This is a genomic window from Pseudoalteromonas sp. 2CM28B (assembly GCF_023161935.1).
Map to the genome: position 1 here is coordinate 130,917 of NZ_JALNTH010000013.1, position 19,698 is coordinate 150,614.

Annotated in this window: 14 protein-coding genes and 1 pseudogene; 7 read left to right on the forward strand and 8 right to left on the reverse strand. The window is 42.1% G+C overall.

Going from position 1 to position 19,698, the window contains the following annotated elements:
* Positions 1 to 55 precede the first annotated feature (55 nt).
* Positions 56 to 1,555, forward strand: coding sequence for a DUF2235 domain-containing protein (locus MTN96_RS17960; RefSeq protein ID WP_248532425.1), 1,500 nt, complete (start codon positions 56 to 58; stop codon positions 1,553 to 1,555).
* A 513-nt stretch (positions 1,556 to 2,068) separates the two neighbouring features.
* Here MTN96_RS17960 and eat read toward each other — a convergent pair.
* Genes eat through MTN96_RS17975 form a run of 3 tightly spaced genes read right to left on the reverse strand, consistent with a single transcriptional unit; the run spans position 2,069 to position 5,774 of the window.
* Positions 2,069 to 3,472: an ethanolamine permease gene (gene eat, locus MTN96_RS17965; RefSeq protein ID WP_248532426.1), complete on the reverse strand. Its 1,404-nt coding sequence runs from the start codon at positions 3,470 to 3,472 to the stop codon at positions 2,069 to 2,071.
* Between the two features lie 20 nt (positions 3,473 to 3,492).
* Positions 3,493 to 4,371, reverse strand: a complete 879-nt coding sequence (gene eutC, locus MTN96_RS17970) for an ethanolamine ammonia-lyase subunit EutC (protein WP_248532427.1) — start codon at positions 4,369 to 4,371, stop codon at positions 3,493 to 3,495.
* On the reverse strand, positions 4,371 to 5,774 hold the full coding sequence (locus tag MTN96_RS17975) for an ethanolamine ammonia-lyase subunit EutB (protein WP_248532428.1): 1,404 nt from the start codon (positions 5,772 to 5,774) through the stop codon (positions 4,371 to 4,373). Before MTN96_RS17975 ends, eutC begins: the two co-directional genes overlap by 1 nt.
* Positions 5,775 to 5,993: 219 nt before the next feature.
* Between MTN96_RS17975 and MTN96_RS17980 the strand changes: the two genes are divergently transcribed.
* Both MTN96_RS17980 and MTN96_RS17985 read left to right on the forward strand, forming a co-directional pair.
* Positions 5,994 to 6,956 carry a helix-turn-helix domain-containing protein gene (locus tag MTN96_RS17980; protein WP_024032959.1) on the forward strand — a complete coding sequence of 321 codons (963 nt, stop codon included), beginning with the start codon at positions 5,994 to 5,996 and terminating at the stop codon, positions 6,954 to 6,956.
* Between the two features lie 484 nt (positions 6,957 to 7,440).
* Complete coding sequence (locus MTN96_RS17985) at positions 7,441 to 8,004, forward strand: cytochrome b (RefSeq protein ID WP_126009533.1); 564 nt, start codon at positions 7,441 to 7,443, stop codon at positions 8,002 to 8,004.
* A 31-nt stretch (positions 8,005 to 8,035) separates the two neighbouring features.
* Here MTN96_RS17985 and arfA read toward each other — a convergent pair whose 3' ends face one another.
* The 3 genes from arfA to MTN96_RS18000 form a co-directional block, all read right to left on the reverse strand.
* The gene (gene arfA, locus MTN96_RS17990) at positions 8,036 to 8,236 is read right to left on the reverse strand and encodes an alternative ribosome rescue factor ArfA (protein WP_024032961.1); all 201 of its coding nucleotides are present in this window, start codon (positions 8,234 to 8,236) and stop codon (positions 8,036 to 8,038) included.
* Between the two features lie 219 nt (positions 8,237 to 8,455).
* Positions 8,456 to 10,996, reverse strand: a complete 2,541-nt coding sequence (locus MTN96_RS17995; protein WP_248532429.1) for a TonB-dependent siderophore receptor — start codon at positions 10,994 to 10,996, stop codon at positions 8,456 to 8,458.
* Between the two features lie 227 nt (positions 10,997 to 11,223).
* Positions 11,224 to 12,201, reverse strand: a complete 978-nt coding sequence (locus tag MTN96_RS18000; protein ID WP_096042679.1) for a sensor histidine kinase — start codon at positions 12,199 to 12,201, stop codon at positions 11,224 to 11,226.
* Positions 12,202 to 12,312: 111 nt separating this feature from the next.
* Between MTN96_RS18000 and MTN96_RS18005 the strand changes: the two genes are divergently transcribed.
* A complete protein-coding gene (locus MTN96_RS18005; RefSeq protein WP_096043023.1) occupies positions 12,313 to 13,644 on the forward strand; it encodes an HD domain-containing phosphohydrolase in 1,332 nt (443 codons plus the stop codon).
* A 285-nt stretch (positions 13,645 to 13,929) separates the two neighbouring features.
* Entirely contained in the window at positions 13,930 to 14,949 is a 1,020-nt protein-coding gene (gene hemH / locus MTN96_RS18010) for a ferrochelatase (RefSeq protein ID WP_004589664.1), read from the forward strand.
* A gap of 227 nt (positions 14,950 to 15,176) precedes the next feature.
* Here hemH and MTN96_RS18015 read toward each other — a convergent pair whose 3' ends face one another.
* Positions 15,177 to 16,334 carry a benzoate/H(+) symporter BenE family transporter gene (locus tag MTN96_RS18015; protein WP_096042678.1) on the reverse strand — a complete coding sequence of 386 codons (1,158 nt, stop codon included), beginning with the start codon at positions 16,332 to 16,334 and terminating at the stop codon, positions 15,177 to 15,179.
* A 377-nt stretch (positions 16,335 to 16,711) separates the two neighbouring features.
* On the opposite strand from MTN96_RS18015, the pseudogene MTN96_RS18020 reads away from it, so the two are divergent.
* Positions 16,712 to 17,427: pseudogene (locus tag MTN96_RS18020) on the forward strand (hypothetical protein).
* 60 nt (positions 17,428 to 17,487) lie between these two features.
* Positions 17,488 to 18,231: a zinc-dependent metalloprotease family protein gene (locus MTN96_RS18025; protein ID WP_096042677.1), complete on the forward strand. Its 744-nt coding sequence runs from the start codon at positions 17,488 to 17,490 to the stop codon at positions 18,229 to 18,231.
* Positions 18,232 to 18,367: 136 nt separating this feature from the next.
* Here the strand turns inward: MTN96_RS18025 and MTN96_RS18030 are convergent, their stop codons facing one another.
* A complete protein-coding gene (locus tag MTN96_RS18030; protein WP_374275503.1) occupies positions 18,368 to 19,591 on the reverse strand; it encodes an alkaline phosphatase family protein in 1,224 nt (407 codons plus the stop codon).
* Positions 19,592 to 19,698 lie beyond the last annotated feature (107 nt).

Sequence of the window (19,698 nt, forward strand, 5' to 3'; positions counted from 1 at the left end):
TTAATATTTAACATTGCCTGTGTAGAGTATTTAAAACAATTAAAGGATTAGGGCTATGACGGGTAAAACGCTAATTTTTAATTTTGATGGTACTGGTGGCGAGCCTCGCGATGCTGAGCAATTTAGCTCAGACCATTTTAAAGAAGACAGTAGTATTTCTAATATTCTAAAGCTGCATTTATTATTAGGCGGCAAACTCGATGACTCCCCCACCACCCCATTTACAAACCAGCTTAGTTTTTATTATCAAGGTATTGGCACTAAAGGTAGCCGCTTAAAACGTATTTTAAACCAAACTTTAGCGCCACGTGGTGACGATGTTGCCAGTATTTTAAATCAAGCCATGAGTGATTTTAAAGCGCATTACCAACTCGGCGATACCCTTTTACTTACCGGCTTTAGCCGAGGCGGCGCACTCGCTCGGCGTTTTGCAAAAATCCTAGAGCCTTTAATTAACGATAATGTTTACGTATGTGTATTTGATACCGTGGCCTCAATAGGTTTATCAAAAGTCAGTAAAGCAACGCGCGGTGCCGAGCATGTAATATTTGAAAACCACACCATTGCTAATAATATTTCGCAGGCACTGCACTGTGTAGCACTTGATGAAAAACGCCGTGCGTTTGAACCCACCCTAATGAACCATCAAAATAATATTACCGAGCTTTGGTTTGCAGGGGCGCATTCAGATATTGGCGGCGGTTATTACCGCGATGGCCTAGCTGATATTTGCCTACGCTATGCGCTTGAATGGTTAATTGAGCAACCACTTAATATTAGCTTATTAACCAGCCACGATATTGACTACGAAACCTTATTGCCTGGCAGTAAATTAGTTGACCAAGACGATGTAACCGTAACGCCCGATCCTCTGGCTTTAAGCCATCAGCAAAATTACTTTTGGTTTAATCCCTTTTTTAAATTGGTGGATAGGGAGTGCTATGTACTTATTGATAACGAAGCCAGCAACTTAGAACCACATATACATCAAAGCGTAGCTACACGAATTAATAAACTAACTAGCTATCGCCCAGAATCGCTTAAAAACCTGCATTACAAAATTAGGTATAACGATAACAGCACATTAAGCTTTACTGGTTTAAGCCAACACATTGCCCTTGAAAACCAAAACATGAGCGTATTACAAGTTTCGCAAAGCCAAGATGTGATAGTGTTTGCCAGCGAGGCACATAACAATACAGGGCTTATGTTAGTTGAAGGCGCAACTTATAAGTTTGAACCTTACCCTAATCAATTTTGGTATGACGACGGCATTAAATGCACTGCAAGCGGCTGGCACCGCGATAATGTGCAATTAGGGGTTAAAGAAATCCCCATGGCATTGCTTGAACCATTTAGACGACTTCCTCGATCGCAGTGGTTCTCTTTGGTTGGCGCAATTAACAATAACGACGAATATTTATTTGAAATAGCCAATGGCGCTACAGTAACCATTACTAAATCAGGTGAATTTAGCCCCTTCGCCAATGACTTAAGCCGATTTTACGGCGCCAATGCAGGAAAAATAAAAGTAAAAGTAACCCGCATAAGTTAAATGGGCTGTAGGTGCGCAGCTTGATGGCGTTTAAAAACAATGCTTTAACCGAGGTATAAAGTGATTGTTTCACCACCGAGAAGCGAAGGAGAACACCTAGAGAAGTAACTAGCATCTTGCGCGAGCAAGCTTCGCGCCTACAGCTTTCACTTCTCATTTACTCCTCATTCCCTTCTCTTTGTGCATTTTTGTATTAAAGATCAATAAACCACAAAGAGGTTTAGAGGCGCTTCGCTTTTAGAGAAGTAACGAGCATCTTGCGCGAGCAAGCTTCGCGCCTACAGCTTTCACTTCTCATTTACTCCTCATTCTCTTCTCTTTGTGCATTTTTGTATTAAAGATCAATAAATCACTAAGAGGTTTAGAGGCGCTTCACTTTTAGAGAAGCAACTAGCATTTTGCGCGAGTAAGCTTCGCGCCTACCGACAAAATTAACACCGAGGTAAATTACCTTGTAGACGCGCAGCTTGCTGGCGTTTTAAAAGCAACGCTTTTACCCTAGTGTTAACCCCCTTAATTTGAGGCGGCTAAGTCCGCTTCAGCGTCGGCAAGCATAGCAAACTCTTCATCTGCACTTTTAGCGACTAAATGCTTAGCGCTATAGCCAAAGTAATAAGCTGCACCAATCACAAATAACACTACTGTGTATAAAAATGCACGAGGGTCAAACGCATACACACCCGTTAATGCAATAAGCGATAACACTAACGCAATACCCGATGTAACCACGCCACCTGGCGTTTTATACGGGCGAGCTAAATTAGGTTGCTTAATACGCAACATAATATGGCTCAGCGCCATTAACGCATATGATACCGTTGCACCTACCACCGCCATGGCTAGCATTAAATCGCCCTCGCCACTCAGTGAGGCAATAAATCCAAAAATAGCGGGTACAATTAACGCACGCGCGGGTACTTTGCGCTCTGTAGTAATTGATAACGAACGCGGCAAATAGCCCGCACGCGAAAGCGCAAACACTAAACGACTATAACCATAAATAATCGAAAAGAACGACGCGACCAGCCCCGCTAAACCTAAAATATTTACTACAGTGGCTAAGCTTGTATTGCCTGTGGCGTTAAGCGCATCAACTAAAGGAACTGCACTGGCGCCCATTGCGTTTGCACCACCGGTAGCAGGAACTAATACCACAACAAGTAAAGCGGTAAACAGTAAAAATAACATAGCGCCAATAATGCCTTTAGGTACATCTTTAGCCGGGTTTTTAGCTTCTTCGGCTGCAAGCGGCACGCCTTCTACTGCTAAAAATAACCACATAGCAAAAGGCAATGCAGCCCACACACCATACCAACCAAGTGGTAAAAATTCATTTGCACCTGCGGCATTAGTTACCGCAACATCAAATAAATTAGCCGCGTCAAAATTAGCAATTAACGCCACGGCGGTGGCAATAATAGCCAATACTGCTAAACCACTTATCACCATCATTACTTTTAGCGCTTCACCCACACCCGCTAAGTGAATACCCACAAACGTTAAATAAAACAGTGCATATACCCACGGGCCATTAAAACCCGTTAACGCCTCAACCGCCGAGCCAATAAATATAACAATGGCGGCGGGGGCTAATGCATATTCAATTAATACCGCAAGGCCAGTTAAATAACCCCCAGCTGGACCCATTGCTTGTCGTGCAAAACTGTAACCGCCACCCGCCGCAGGAATTGCTGCCGACATTTCAGCAAGCGATAACACCAGCGTTAAATACATTATTGCCATTAACACGGCAGCAATGGCAAATCCGCCCCAGCCGGCTTCGGCTATGCCAAAGTTCCAGCCTGCAAAGTCGCCCGAAATTACATACGACACCCCTAGCCCTGCAAGCAATAACCAGCCCGCAGTGCCACTTTTTAACTGCCTTTGTGCAAGATACTCTTTATTGTTATTAGACATATTGACCTCTTTTTATGGTTTTATTCCGCGATTAAAAAATTTGTGGTTTGAACCTGATGCTCTATTACATCGTCTTGTGTTCTGTCTTTTAAGTTAACCCCAGTAAGCCCGCACTTTTTGGCCTCTTGCAGTAAATATACGGCTCTTCGGGCAGCCTCAAAGTAGCTAAGCCCTGCAGGGCGAATGTTAGAAATACAATTACGGCAGGCATCGTTAAGCCCTGTTTTAGGCTCCCACGTTAAATAAAGGCCAAGGCTGTCGGGGGAGCTAAGCCCTGGGCGCTCACCAATTAATACCATTACCACTTGTGCGTTTAACAGCTCGCCAATATCATCACCAATCGCTACGCGGCCTTGCTCTACTAGGGTAATTGGCGCAATTTTGTAAGGTGAGGGCTCAGTAGGAAGCTGCTTTAAAAGCTCGCTTATAAATGGCGCTGCGTTTTTTTGTACCGCCAACGACGAAAGCCCATCAACTACTACAATGGCTAAATCGTATTGCGCCTGTGTACTGCTTTGCCTACTTTGCATAGTATTTAAAAGCGTTGTACGCCCTGCTTGGTTTAGCTTTCGGCCTAAATCGGGGCGCTGTAAATAGGTAACACGATCAACAGCCTCACTTTGTACACTTAGCGGTTTTTCAACCTCGCTAAGCGCATCAATAGCACTGAGTGTTTTTGTCATTTCGCTAATATCTAACGGAAAGTTAACCGCATCGCGCGCCTGAGCATGCGATAGCTGAAACGCTAGCATTTCAGATGTAGGTAAACTAATGCCTGCGCGGCCAAGGCCTATACGGGCATCGGTAAAACGACGTAAATCGCTCCATGGGTTTTCAACCACTTTGCCATTATCGTGATCGTTGCTGCTTTGCGTGTTTATGCTTTTAACCGCTTTCATTACATCCCTCCTTGTACAGCTTTTAATGGCTTAGCAAAGGCAGTTGGTAAGGTGTTCGATAAAATAGTCTCGGCGGTATTTTCCATAATTTTCATTTTGCTAAGCCACGCTTCAAACTCGGGCGCTGGGCGCGAGCCTAAAACTCGGCGCACATATAAGGCATCATGAAATGAGGTAGTTTGGTAATTAAGCATAATATCGTCCGAGCCTGGAATCCCCATTACAAACGAGCAACCCGCCACACCTAATAAGGTAAGTAAGTTATCCATATCGTTTTGGTCGGCCTCGGCGTGGTTGGTGTAACACACATCGCACCCCATAGGTATGCCTAAAAGCTTGGCACAAAAATGATCTTCAAGCCCTGCGCGGGTAATTTCTTTACCATCAAATAAATACTCGGGGCCAATAAAGCCTACAACAGTATTAACTAATAAAGGGTTAAACTTACGTGCTACAGCATAAGCACGCGCCTCACAGGTTTGCTGGTCAAGCCCATGGTGTGCATTAGCCGAAAGCGAGCTGCCTTGCCCGGTTTCAAAATACATTACATTATTGCCAACCGTGCCACGCTTTAAGCTCAGCGCAGCATCTTGCGCCTCAGCTAGTGTATTTAAATTAAAACCAAAGCTTGAATTTGTAGCCTCTGTACCGCCTATTGACTGAAACACCAAATCAACCGGCGCGCCTGCTTCTATGCACTCTATGGTGTTAGTGACATGGGTAAGCACGCAGCTTTGTGTTGGAATTTCGTATTTTTGAATTACATCATCCATCAGCGTCATTAACTTAATGGCTTGCGCTACGTTGTCGGTGGCGGGATTGATGCCAATTACCGCATCGCCATTGCCGTATAAAAGGCCATCGAGCATGCAGGCAGCTATACCATTTATGTCATCGGTTGGGTGGTTAGGTTGCAAGCGGGTTGATAAATGCCCAGGCAAACCTATGGTGTTTCTAAACGCGCTTTTTACGTGGCACTTTTTAGCAACAAGTATGAGATCTTGATTACGCATTATTTTACTTACCGCAGCGGCCATTTCAGGGGTAATGGCTTGCCTAACACTTGCAAGTACCGCAGGCGTTGCAAAATCACTTAATAACCAGTTTCTAAAATCTCCCACGGTTAAGTGCGATATAAGCTTAAAAGCGTTTGCATCGTGCTCGTCAATAATAAGGCGTGTAATTTCGTCTTGCTCGTAGGGAATAAGTACATCGTTTAAAAATGTTTTTAGCGGTACTTCGGCCAATGTCATCTGCGCTACAGCGCGCTCTTGTGCCGATTGTGCAATATCTCCCGCTAACCTATCACCCGAACGCTGTGGCGTAGCTTTAGCCATTAACTGCGCTAAGCTCTTGAATTGATAAGTATGTGTTCCTAAAGTATAACTGTACGTATGCCCCATGATTTACTCCGCATAACTAATATTACAAACCTTGGTATAGGTCTTGCCTTATATAAGCTATAAATCAATTTTGAATAGTCACAAGAAGGCTTAATTTGTACCAAGTGGCTATCGAATTTTGGCAAATCACGTTTTATTATTTTATTTCAGTAAGTTAATGCCTTTATTTGGCATTCACTTAAACTAAAAATATGTTTACTTTAAAAGAGCATCACCTATATGGCGCAGCAAGGTAGCAACAACGCACCACAAAAGAGCAAGGTATACACGCACGATATTGACGAGCAAGCCCACAACCTCACTCAATGGCAGCAAAAGTACGACCAAGTAAGCGATGGCCGCTTTTATGGCTGTATAGAAGGCGTAAATTACAACGATATTCATGCATTTAAAGAGTACACCGAGCGTGCGCTGCGCCAGCAATGCAATATAGCCCCTAACTCTATTTGGCTTGGCATACCGAGTCAGTCGCAGCAAAGTAAAATTAATGGCCTTGATGTAGCGAGCAATCAATTTATGTGCCGTACCAGCAGCAGCGACTTTGAGCTAATTACCCCTGATCAATTTGATATTTACGGTTTGGTTATTGATTGGCATTCCATTGAGTACATGGCGCAGTTACAAGGCGTAACTATTAAAAATCTATCATCTGCACAATCTGCTCGTTTAACGGTAAGTGATTCATCACTGCAAACAGCAAGGCAAATTATTAATAGTATGGTTGCCTGTAAGGGCTTTGGGCTTAAACCAGAGTCACAGCAAGATATGCTTAGTATGCTAGCACTGCATTTACTGCAAGCCGATAACCCGCAGCAAAACATAGCCCCAAGCTACAAACACCGTAAAGCGGTGGTCGATAAAGTAAAAGAGTACGTGGCAGCCAACCCACAAAAAACAATAACCATAACCGAACTTTGCGAGCTTACTTTTGTTAGTAGGCGCACGTTGCAGTACAGTTTCGAAAGCATTTTAGGTATTAACCCGCTTAGGTTTTTGCGTTTAACTCGACTTAACAATGTAAGGCGCGAGCTTAAAGTGGTTGGACAAACTAAGCCTATATCAATCATAGCGGCCAATTGGGGGTTTTGGCACGCAGGGCAATTTACTAAAGATTACACGCAGTTATTTGGTGAAAACCCCTCTCAAACTATCGCCAATAATATAAAAGAAAGTGGCCTTTGAGTATTAAATGCTGCGCATCGCGCGCGAGCAAGCTTCGCGCCTACAATTTTCACTTCTCATTTTCTCCTCATTCCCTTCTCTTTGTGCATTTTTGTATTAAAGATCAATTAATCACAAAGAGGCTCAGAGGCGCTTCGCTTTTAGAGAAGTAACTAACATCTTGCGAGAGCAAGTTTCGCGCCTACCACTTTCACTTCTCATTTACTTCTCTATCCCTTCTCTTTGTGCATTTTTGTATTAAAGATCAATAAATCACAAAGAGGTTCAGAGGCGCTTCGCTTTTAGAGAAGCAACTTACATCTTGCGCGAGCAAGTTTCGCGCCTAAAACTTTCACTTCACGTTGCGGGTTTATCCTTTTAAATTTAAAAAATAAGTTTCGTTAACCCTACTTTAACCCTCTATAGTTTAAGCTAGCTGCATTAATGTAGATTATTCAATTGTACACGCAACTAAGCGCCACTTTTTAAGTTAGGAATAACCACAATGAAACTTACAAAAGATACAACAAGTACGTTAAGCAAAACCACCATAAGCCTGCATTGGATTGTAGCTATTTTAATTATCGGGTTATTAGGCTCAGGCCTATATATGGAAAACTTTAAAGCGTTTTTTCTAATGAGTTGGCACAAGTCATTTGGCGTAATGCTGCTTGCTTTTGCGTTATTAAGAGTAACATGGCGCATTGTAAATGGCTGGCCAAAGCACGATGTTAAACACCCAAATTATGAGCAAGTGTTAGCTAAAATTGTGCATTACGTTCTTATAATAAGCATGTTACTTATGCCTATTTCGGGGCTGATTATGTCGGGCTTTGGTGGGCATGGCGTAGAGGTGTTCGGGCTAGAGCTTATACCGCACAACCCCAACCCAGAAAACCCACAAAAAAGCCTCGCTTTTAACCAAGGCTTAGCAGAAATAGGAAAAACCGTTCACGGTATTACAGCAAATGCGCTTCTTATCGCGTTAGGTTTACATATTGTGGGCGCTTTAAAGCACCATATTATTGATAAAGACAACACCCTTACGCGTATGCTTGGCAAAAAGTAGGCAGTTAAAAGTCTTATTTGATCGGTGCTATTTAAGCCGCGATTAAATAAGACTCTCGTCCTACGTGTTTGTTATTGCGCTTAAACGAGCCTTTCCCTTTTTTAGCTTTAACCACTTGAGGTTTAAACACTTTAGAGGTTACTAGCGCCGCCAGCGCATTATGATTAATAACACCTCGGCCGGTGTCTACCGCACTATTATTTGCGGCTTTGGTTTTCGATTTTTTAGCCATTTTATTTCCTAACTATTTATAACAATAAGAACCTTAAGAAGTGGCGATTGTATGCCTAATTTTCAACCTTGCAAGTGTTTTAACGCTCTTTTTTCATAATAAATAAACATAAAAAAAGCGCAGTAAATAACTGCGCTGAGTAACCTGAACGCTGGATAATAAAATATGCTGGTATATCTCTTAACCAGAATTCAGGTTAAATAGGTTTAGCTCAAATAATTAAAATTCAAAGCTTACTTTTGCATAATAAGTACGCCCGTCAAAGCCGTAAGGCAATGCACGTACAGGGTATTTAAACGCGCCGTTGGTAATAAAATTAAGCACTTCGTCATCACCTAGCTCATCTGGGGTTTCATCAAAAATATTATCAGCCCCTACCGATACGTTAAATATTTCGTTAATTTGGTAGCTAACGTTTAAATCCACTAGTACTGCTGATTCAACTGTACTTGTTGGTTTAAACGACCCCGTAGGTGAAAGCTCACCCGGTAGTGAAATATGGTCATTACCAAAGTATTTAACGTCTGTTTCGCCAAAGTAATTAAAGCGAAGCGTTGTTTCATACGCATCACGCTCATAGTCAAACGTTAAAGTTGCGCGCTCACCTGGCTGGCCGTCGGTAAAAAAGCTACGTTGTAAATCATCAAACGCCACCGACTCAGGAATACCTTCTTCTGCGTTCACGTTATCAATTTTAGTGTCGTTTAAGTTACCCGCAAAGGTTACTCCAAAATTACCGCCCTCTACATCAGTACGGTAAGATGCAATAATATCAACACCTTGTGTAGTTGAATCTACTGAGTTTGAAAAGTAGTTAGCTTGCACAGCGCCGGTTGCTTGAAGCGCGGCTACGGCTTCATCGCTAAAGGCAACATCCTCTGCAGAAAGTAAACTACCAAGCGTAATACGGTCTTTAATTTCTACGCGGTAAAAATCAACCGTTAACGAAAGCTCACTTGTTACATCGTAAACAAAACCAGCACTGTAGTTAGTTGAGGTTTCAAGCTCTAGGCTATCTACACCTAACGCACTTGGAAAAGCAGTCCCCGTATTTGCAGTGAACGACTGCGTAAGTGTGCCATCTGAGCCTAGGTTAGTTGTAAATGCGGTATAACCACTTTGCTGAAGCGATGGCGCTCTAAAACCAGTAGAAACCGCACCACGTACTGCAAAGTCATCGTTAAATTCATAACGTGTTGCTAATTTACCAATTAAGTCATCGCCCGCATCTGAAAAGTCTTCATAGCGCAGCGCACCACTTACGTTCCATGCATCCGTTACCATGGTTTCTATATCTACATAAAACGCGTAGCTGTGGCGATCGCTCTTGTTTGTTGCCTCTGGGCGCAAACCGTTATAAGCCTGAAAACCACACTCAGCAAATTGATCAGGATCGTTTACTGAAGGGTACGAAGCATCGGTATTTGCTAAACCACATGCGTAAGAGGCTTCATCGCCAGGTACTATTTCGTAGTTTTCTTTACGGTATTCAGCACCAATAGTTACATATAAAGGCTCATTGCGGCCAATATCAACAATGCCGTTAAAATCAGCATTAACTGTTGTTTGATCAAATCTAAAACCACCAGAGTAACCGCCGCTTGGGCCTGCATTTGCTGCTATATCGGCATCGCTTGCATCTGGGTTATTAAATACGTACTCCGCCGCATAAGAGGCATTTATAGTATTACGTGAGGTAAAGTCGTATTGGTTTTCACCATACACTGCCGATACATCGTATCCCCAATCTGGGTTTATATCGCCTCTAAAACCAACCGCTACTGAAATATCTTCAGCTTCGTTATAAATGCGGGGTAAAAAGCCATCACTGTATACTTGCGTTACATTTTTAGACGCTTCGTTAAAGTTACGGTAAAAACCATTACCCAGCGCGGTACGCTCAGAATAGCCACCAAATGAGTACAATTCGCTGTCGCCCATTGGCAAAGCCATGTTGTAAAACAACGAGGTAAATTCACTTTCTGAGTTACCTTGGCCCCAACGTACATCTTCACTCAGCGTGCCTGGCTCAACATTTAACGACCCACCGGTATCGCGCTCTGCACGGTTAGTGCCATCGGCATCACGATACTCAAGCGATAAATTAATAAAGCCGCCTTCGTTACCTAAGTCAAAACCACGGTTTAAACCTGCAGAAAGCGTATCGCCGTCGCCTTCACTGGTGCCGCCGTACTGTACGTAACCCGTTGTTACGCCAGTTGAATTATTAAGCGATAAATTAATTACGCCAGCTATCGCGTCAGAGCCATATTTAGCTGCTGCGCCATCGCGTAGTACTTCTACACCTTTAAGCGCAGTTAGCGGAATGGCGTTCATGTCGGTGCCGGCTGCGCCTGCACCTACAGTGCCGTTAAGGCCAAAAATAGATTGATTATGGCGGCGCTTACCGTTAACCAACACTAACGTTTGATCTGGCTGTAAGCCGCGCAGCGTTGCTGGTCTAAATAAATCAGAGCCATCAGATACTTGCGTACGAGAAAAGTTAAACGACGGGGCAGTAGCTTGCAGACTCTGCCCTAGTTCTGTAAAGCCGCCTTTGTTTAAATCATCAGCATCTATTAAATCAATAGGTGACGAAGACTCAGTAGAGGTGCGGTTAGAAACGCGCGACCCTAATACAGAAATTTGTTCGATATTTTGTGCAGCCTCAACAGGTGCTTCTTGAGCGCTTACAATGCTTGGTGCGCTTACGGCAAACGCAACAGCGGCAGCTAATGTATTTAAACGGTATGTTGACATGGTGACGACCCTGTTTAGTGTGTTCTTTAATATTTGTTATTGCGATGTAACGCATCGCACTGGGGAACATCCTAGCAACATATGCAAATAAAAAGAAATGAAAAAAACTAAATAATAGGTCTAACTATGCAAAAAAATGTAAATACTAAAAAATAACACTTAAACTTGTTTAAAACACATACAATTAAGGATTTTAATTTCAACCCCAAACTAAATTAACACTTTATTTACAATGGGTTTATCACGCTTTCTTGTACTTTTACGGGTAACCAACAACAAATGGTAGTACCTGTTCCTAAAGTACTGCTAACTTCTATTTTTCCGCCGTGATCTTGCAAAATAAAGTTAACAACGGTCATTCCTATTCCTAATGAGTGGGCGGTTTTATGTGTAGTAAAAAAAGGCTTAAATAAGTGCGCTTGGGTATTTTCATCCATTCCACAACCGTTATCTTTCACTTTTATACATACCCCCTCATTTTGCTGCGTTACGCTTAGTTCAATAATGGTGCCTTTTTCTAATTCATGTTCGCACGCTTGTTGAGCATTTAATAACAGCTCAACAAAAATTTGATGAATAGACGACAGCTCCCCCAAAATTAGGGGCACTTGCTCAAAATTGGTTTTTATTTCGCAGTATTTAAGCTGCCCTTGCAACACGCCTAAAGCAGAGCCTGCAACCTCGCTTGCATCTAAATATTGCTTGTTATGGGTACTTGTAAATTGGCTAAGGTTTAATAAATTATGCACGGTTTGCTTTATGCGCTTTAAACCATCTAGGCTTTCGCTCAACTGCGAGTAAATTTCGTGTCCATTCCATGCCAGTTCGTATTGTTTTTTTAGATCAACCAACACGTTTTTAAATTGCCCTGCATTTAATTGGCCGGTTAAAAACTGCTCGTTATAGTGAAGAGATTTTGATAAAAGAGGGCTAACATATTGCAAGCTTTCTATATTACTAATTACATACGAAAGCGGGTTATTTATTTCATGCGCAATACTGCAAGACAAAACACCCACACTTGCCATTTTGTCGGCCTGAACAAACATTTGCTGATACAAAGACAGCTCAGCAACGTTTTTGGTTAGTTCGCCATTTAACACAACTAACAATTGGCTTTTATCGGCAAGCAGTTGCTCTGCTGCTATGCGCTTTTGCTGCTCATCTAAAAAGGCTTGTTTGTAGTCGTCGGTTAAAGTGCTCATCCTATTAGCTCCATAAATACGCATCCATGTATAACGTTTAGTTTGCCATACGTAATTATGCAAACTAGGGGCAATTTTTAGGCTATGCTTATTATTTTAAAAGGTAGCACTATGACCAAACCAGCAGACGCTGCACATTCAATCACTGCCGTAGATGTACTTTGTGTTGATGACGACGAAATTGTTCTGCGCTCACTAACCTCCCTATTAAAAAATAATAACTTTAGTTTTATGACCTGCAAAAGCCCAGTGCAAGCGCTTGAGCTTTTAAACAGCCACGAATTTAGCTTAATTATTAGCGACATGAAAATGCCCACCATGAATGGCGCGCAATTTTTAGAGCAAGCCCGTAACAAAGCCCCCGAAACACAACGTATTTTATTAACCGGCTACGCTGAAATAGAAACCACCCTAGCCGCTGTAAACCTAGCGCAAATTAACGGCTACATTCAAAAACCATGGCAAAACGATATGCTTTTGCGCAGCATTAACGACAGCATCGAAAAATTTCAGCTAAAAAAACAAAACAAGCAACTCGAGCAGCAAGTAAAACAGCAAAACAAAGAACTTCTCGAATTAAATAACTCATTAGAGCAACGATTAGAAAAGCGTACAAAACAAATTAAGCAAGTACTTAAACAGCTAGAAGATGCCAACGAGCGCGAAAAACACGAACACAAAGCCACCGTAGAGCTACTTTATAATTTTATAAACGCCAATCCGTACTTAGATGGCAACAAAGCGCAAAAAATTGCCGACACCTGCACCCAAATAGCACTGTACTTAAACCTCTCGCAAAAAAGTATAGATTTAGCCCCCATGGCGGGTTACTTAGCGCAAATAGGTTTGCTTGCTATGGACCCAGAGCTCTATAAAAAGCCAGTGAGCCGGCTAAGCGAGCAACAGCGCAAAGCCTTTTATACACACCCAAGCACAGCACAATTAATGCTGATGCCTGCAATACATTTACATGATGTATCTGATGCAATTTATCATCAATATGAGCGCTTTAACGGCAACGGTTTACCAAAAGGATTAGCAGCAAACGACATTCCTATTGGCGCTATGGTGCTTAGCGTTGCTCGCGATTATTGGAACGCATTTGAACAAAGCCAAAGCCCCACAGACAAAGAGCGCCATAGCGATGCGCTCGAAAGCGTTAAAATGTACAGTGGCACTTTTTACCACCCTAAAATTGTGCGCGCACTCGAGGCAAGCCATAGCAAATTAAATGAGCAACTTAATAATGCGGGCTCTATTATTATATGCAGCGCTCAAGAGCTAAAAGCTAATATGGTTTTAGGCCATACGTTACACAGCCACAGCGGTATTATGTTGTTACCTAAAGGCCATGTGTTTGGTAAAAAATCCATCGAAAAACTACAGCAACTAGAAGCCAAAAAACCGACCCCATTTAGAATAATGGTAAAAAGCGCTAAATGAGTGATCTAAACTGTGGCTTTTTTCGTTACAATTACCGTAAATAAGCTAAACTAATTCAAACAGGTACCTGTTAATCTGGGTATAAATTTTAAACTGTTTAATACCAATCCGCTTAATTAAGTAATTTATTTTGAGGGTGGAAAAACGTGTAGATAGCTAGGCAAAAAATTCGCTATTTAGTTGTTCTAAATGAGAGTTTTTTAACGCTGGTAGCGACACGTTTAGCCCCGCAAAATGATCAAGTATTATTGCGAATTGGTATCACATTGCTTTAAGGAGCACAGCGTGTCGCGATTTTCTGCAGTCACTGACAATCCCCACGACGGACGTTTTAATCAAAAAACGGGCATTTTACTTACCAACTTAGGCAGTCCAGACGCGCCCACACCAGCGGCACTGCGTACCTACTTACGTGAATTTTTATCCGATCCGCGCATTGTAGAAATTCCACGTTTAGTGTGGATGATAATACTGCACGGTATAATTTTGCGTATTCGCCCTAAGCGCTCAGCAAAACTATACGAAAGCATTTGGACCGAAAACGGTTCGCCGCTAACACATATTACCCGCCTGCAACGCGACAAACTAAACGCGCTACTCCAAGAGCAAGGTTACACCAATACCGAAGTTGTTATGGCCATGCGTTACGGTAACCCTTCAATAGAGGCGGGCCTGGAAGAGCTGCGCGATAAAGGCCTAACGCGCATAATTGTACTACCGCTTTACCCGCAATATTCAAGCCCTACCACCGGCTCAACATTTGATGCCGTATCAAGAGTATTGCAAAAATGGCGCTGGGTGCCAGAGCTACACTTTGTAAATGGTTATCACAAAAACACCGCTTACATTGATTCATTAGCTAGCAGCATAAGTGAAGATTTAGAAAAAAACGGCATGCCACAAAAATTAGTTTTTTCATACCACGGTATGCCAAAGCTATTTTTAGATAGAGGCGACCCTTACCACTGCCTATGTTTGCAAACCACGCGTTTAGTGGTTGAAAAACTAGGCCTTGATAAAGATAAAGTAATTAGCACTTTTCAAAGCCGCTTTGGTAAAGCCGAATGGTTAAAGCCATACACCGACGCCACGCTTGCATCGTTACCTGATGAAAACATTACCGACGTTGCAATTTTAAGCCCTGCTTTTAGCGCCGACTGCTTAGAAACACTCGAAGAGCTTGAAGAAGAAAACCGCGAAATATTTGAAAATGCGGGCGGCGAAAAGTACCGTTATATTGCAGCCTTAAACGACAGAGACGATCACATTAACGCTTTATATGATGTGCTAAAACCAATGCTTTAAACACATCTTTATTGCCTTAACGTAAAAAAGCGGTGTTAAATTTAACACCGCTTTTTTGATTGTAAGGTAAGCAATTATTAAATGTCATAGCCACTATTTTGCGCGAGCAAGCTTCGCGCCTACCAATAAAATTAACACCGAGGTAAATTACCTTGTGGACGCGCAGCTTGCTGGCGTTTTAAAAGCAACGCTTTTACCTGTTTTAACCTATTCGTTAACGCTTTTCTTTAACTTTTACGGGTGATCATCAACGTACAAACGCCGGCAATTATTCCCCAAAACGCAGAGCCCACCGAGAGCATGGTTAAATCAGATGCGGTTACCAAAAACGTAACTATTGCAGCCTCTGTGTATTGGGCTGAGCTTAAAGCTTGCTGCAAGCTATTAGCAATGGTGCCAAATAACGCAATACCCGCTAAGGCTAAAATTAATGCCTGCGGTAAACTTGCCACTAAACCAACAAGCGTTGCCGCGCAAAGTGCCATAACAATATAAAATACGCCTGCTGCAATACTTGCCCAATAGCGTTTATCGGGGCTTTTATCGGCCTCATCGCTCATACAAATAGCAGCGGTAATAGCGGCTAAATTAATAGAGTACGTACCAAACGGGGCTGTTAAAATATTAATAAAACCAGTTACGTTAAGCGTAGCCGAGATAGGCGCTTTATAATTATGAGCTTTTAGTACAGCAATACCCGGTAAGTTTTGTGAGGTCATGGTTACTATATAAAGTGGTAAGCCAATACTTATACACGCTTGCAAGTTAAACACCGGCGCTATGTATGCAAATTCACTTATTTTCCAATGAATAGCGCCAGTATCAATATGCCCCATTTGCCACGCCAGTAGCACGCCTGCAACTAAAACACTAAGCATGGCAAAACGCGAAAAAAAACGTTTTCCTAAAAAATACATAAGCACCATTAGGCCTATAACCAGTGGTAGCTCATTCATAAAATTAAATACATCTATACCAAAGGTGACCAATACGCCTGCCAGCATGGCACAGGCAAGTTCGCTCGGTATACGGTTCATTATTTTTTCAAACCAACCGGTAACACCCGACACAAAAACCAATGTAGCGGCAAACATAAATGCACCAATAGCTTCGCCTAAATGGTAGCCCTGCGCGCTGGAAATAAGTAAAGCCGCCCCAGTGGTAGACCATGCAATTAAAACGGGCACTTTATAATAATACGACAACCCAATAGTGGTTATACCCATTACCAGCCCTAGCATTAAAAGCCAGCTTGCGACTAAATCGGGCGTGCCGCCAAGGGTTATAACAACTTGATAAATAAGCGCAATGGAACTTGAAAAACCAATAATAACAGCCACCAACCCTGCGGTTGCTCGATTAAGCAGCTGATCGGAAAACATCATAAAATCCCTCTTAATTTTAGATTTTTAAGCCCACAACATACGTTGCCTATTTACGCTTTGCAATTAGCGTTTACGCTATTAAGCGTGAAAAATATTCATTATTTTAAAATTTTTTTTACCTATAAAGATCACACCTTTCATTGCCAAATTAAAAACAAAAACAATTATTCGCTTACACTTGCACCCCGCTAAAACTCTATAAAAACCCATCCTTTTTAGCTCAATAAATCAAACCCATTATAGGTAAATTGTTTATTTACAATTATTTACAATGTAAATAATTAGCACTTTTATACTACCACCACTAACTTGATCTAATTATCTAGATGATATAAAACGTAACAATTAGTTAACCAAAAACCCCGTAAGAGAAACAAATGAAACGCGCTATTTTAATAATTGTTGCCCTTGGTCTATCTGCCTTTGCTATTTATAAGCTGCTATTTAATACCGAAAAACCTCAGCAGGTAACGGCGCCTGTTGCAGTGGATATAGTGCCCGTTGACTCTCAATTTGCAGCAAATAAAAAGCACCGCAGCCCATAGATATGAGTAAAGATCCCGTTAACGTAAAACCTAAAACCATTGAGGCACCAGCGAAAAGAAACCAGTTTGAGGCTATAAACAAGGTATCTGAAAAAGCTAAATCGGTACTTACCAACGCCAACGTACTACCAAGCGATTTAAACAACGAAGCCTACATAGAGTTCGACCTAAATACGTTACAAGCCCTTGAAGCTGGCGACTCGTTTGATATTTCAATCCCGCAAACCGCCGAAACCTACAGCGCCGAAATCACCTCGTTATCAGAGGCGAGTAATGGCGATAAAAGCATATTTGGCCAAGTTATTGGTGCCAATGGGCAACTACACACCACGGTTATGACCGTAGGAAACGATGCAATTTATGGGCAATTTACTGCACCTAGCGGCAATTATGTTTTTGAAAGTAAAGGTAAATATGGCTGGATTGCAGCAAAACGCGACTTGTACCAAAACCACATAGAGCATCACGTAGATGCACCCACACCAAAAACAGATAAAACCATAGATATGTTTGCCCCAAAAAAAACTGAACAACCCAACACGCAGTAACCAAACTAAATCAATCAGCAGTAAAACTTCCAACCACTACATAAGTAAGGAAATATAAAAATGAAAAAACTAATCACGACGGCAGCCATTGCCAGCGCGCTATTTGCAACCAGTGCAGCACAGGCAGTAGCGATTGATATTGGTATTTTATATACCGACCAATCGGCCGCAGCTACGAGTAATATAAACACTAAAATAAACCAGCTGATCGCCTTTAGTAACCAGGTTTATAGCCAAAATGGGGTAGACATTACACTGCGTTTAGCGGGCACAGAAAACCTAGGCGATTACGCAATTACACCGTCTGAAGATTGGTTAGATGCTGTAACTAACAGCAGCTACATAGATGGTTTACGCACTAGCTGGAAAGCCGACATGGTTGCCGTACTTGGTACCGGCCAAAGTGCGGGTAATGGTTTAATCTCGTGTGGTTTAGCTTGGGTTGGCCAAGGCACTAACGGTAATTTATACAGCTCAATGAGCGACCGTATGTACTCTATTACTGCTATTGACTGTGGTGCCACTACGTTTGTACACGAACTTGGTCATAACCAAGGCCTAGCGCACTCACGTAAACAAGGCGATACATCGGGCGGTGTGTATGTTGATGGAATGGGCCACGGCGTACAAAACGAATTTGCCAGCATTATGGCCTACCCGCACGTTTACGGTAGCGCAACGCAGTACGATTACTTCTCTAACCCTAATTGGAGCGTAAATGGCTTACCCTTTGGTGCAACTAACCAAGCGTATGCTATTCGTACGGTTACCGACACAAAAACAAGCATTGCTAACTTTAAGTAAGTGATTTAAAGCAGGCTGTATTTAGCCCACTTATAATTATTTCCCTTTAGAGCGCATTTGCGCTCTTTTTTATTTGGCTTAAGGTTTGTTGATCTTTCAAGGTTAAGTCACTAAAAGCCTAAAAGTGCGCAGCTAATTAATGCACTACTATTTTTTGTTTTATAGCAGGCATTAACGTTTTACCGTCACCATCTACTTTACTTAAAAGCTTAAGCCCCATTACTTTGGCAAGTACCGGGTAAATATCAAGATTATTTACCTTTTCAAGGCTTAGCCCTTGTTTAAAAGCAGGCCCTACTGCAATTAACGTAGCCGCCATATCATCGGTATAGGCATAGCCATGAGTACCTAAGTACATTGCTTTGCCTTCGTTAGTAAATACCGCTGGCGCATTAGTTTGCACAACAATATCGCCCACACGAGTGCCTTTATTATAATGATACCCAGCTAATTGCTCGTCGTTTAATACCGTATAACGCCCATTGGCTGCTTGTTGCAAACGTTGTTTGTAAGTTGCAATTTGCTCGCTTGTTACAGCAGGCTTTGCATAAATAAGTAAACGCGGGCCGGTATTTTTAACTATAAAATTATCGTTTTTAGGCAATGTAGAAACATCAATACTTTGCTCTGGGTTTACATGCGCCATACCGTGATCGGATACAATAACAAGGTTAATCTCTTGCTCTAGCTTGCTTAAACGGGTTTGTAATTGCCCCATTAGTTCATCTAATTGTTTTACCGCATCGCGAGTTTGCGGTGCGTCTGGTCCAAACTCGTGGCCCATGCTATCAACAAGTGAAAAATAACTTGCCACAAAACGTGGGCGCTGCGCTTTAGGTAAGCTTAGCCACTGTACTATTTGATCAATACGGCCTTGGTACTCACTGTATTTAGAATAATGAAAGTAATAGTCGGGCGTCATACCGTTAAAGCGCGCATCCGACTCTGGCCAAAAATAAGTAGCCGACTTTAGCCCCTGCATTTTTGCTAAATTCCAAAGTGGAATGCCATTTACCCACGTGCTATCGCGCATGCCTTTCCCCATGCTGTAGCACTCGTTTTTACGGGCTTTATCACAAAAGTTATTATCTACAATGCCATGATTTACCGGCAGCAACCCTGTAATAATAGAAATATGATTAGGAAACGTTTTTGTTGGGTAAACAGGCATTAGCTTTTGCGCGCGGACACCTTTAGCAGCCATTGCTTTTAAATTAGGCGCGCCGTGTTTTTCTATATAATCCCAACGCATGCCATCTATTGATATAAGTACAACGGTTTGCTCTTTTGCCGCATATGTCGCTTGGCTGGTTAACACTAAAAAAGCCAACTTCATGGCCTTTAAAAATACATACTTCATTACAAATACTCGCCTACATTAAAATGCGTTAAATACTGAAAAATATAGCTTTATAATACAATTGCCAGGCCTTAAATGATACAAGCACCTGTACCTAACTCGTCTAG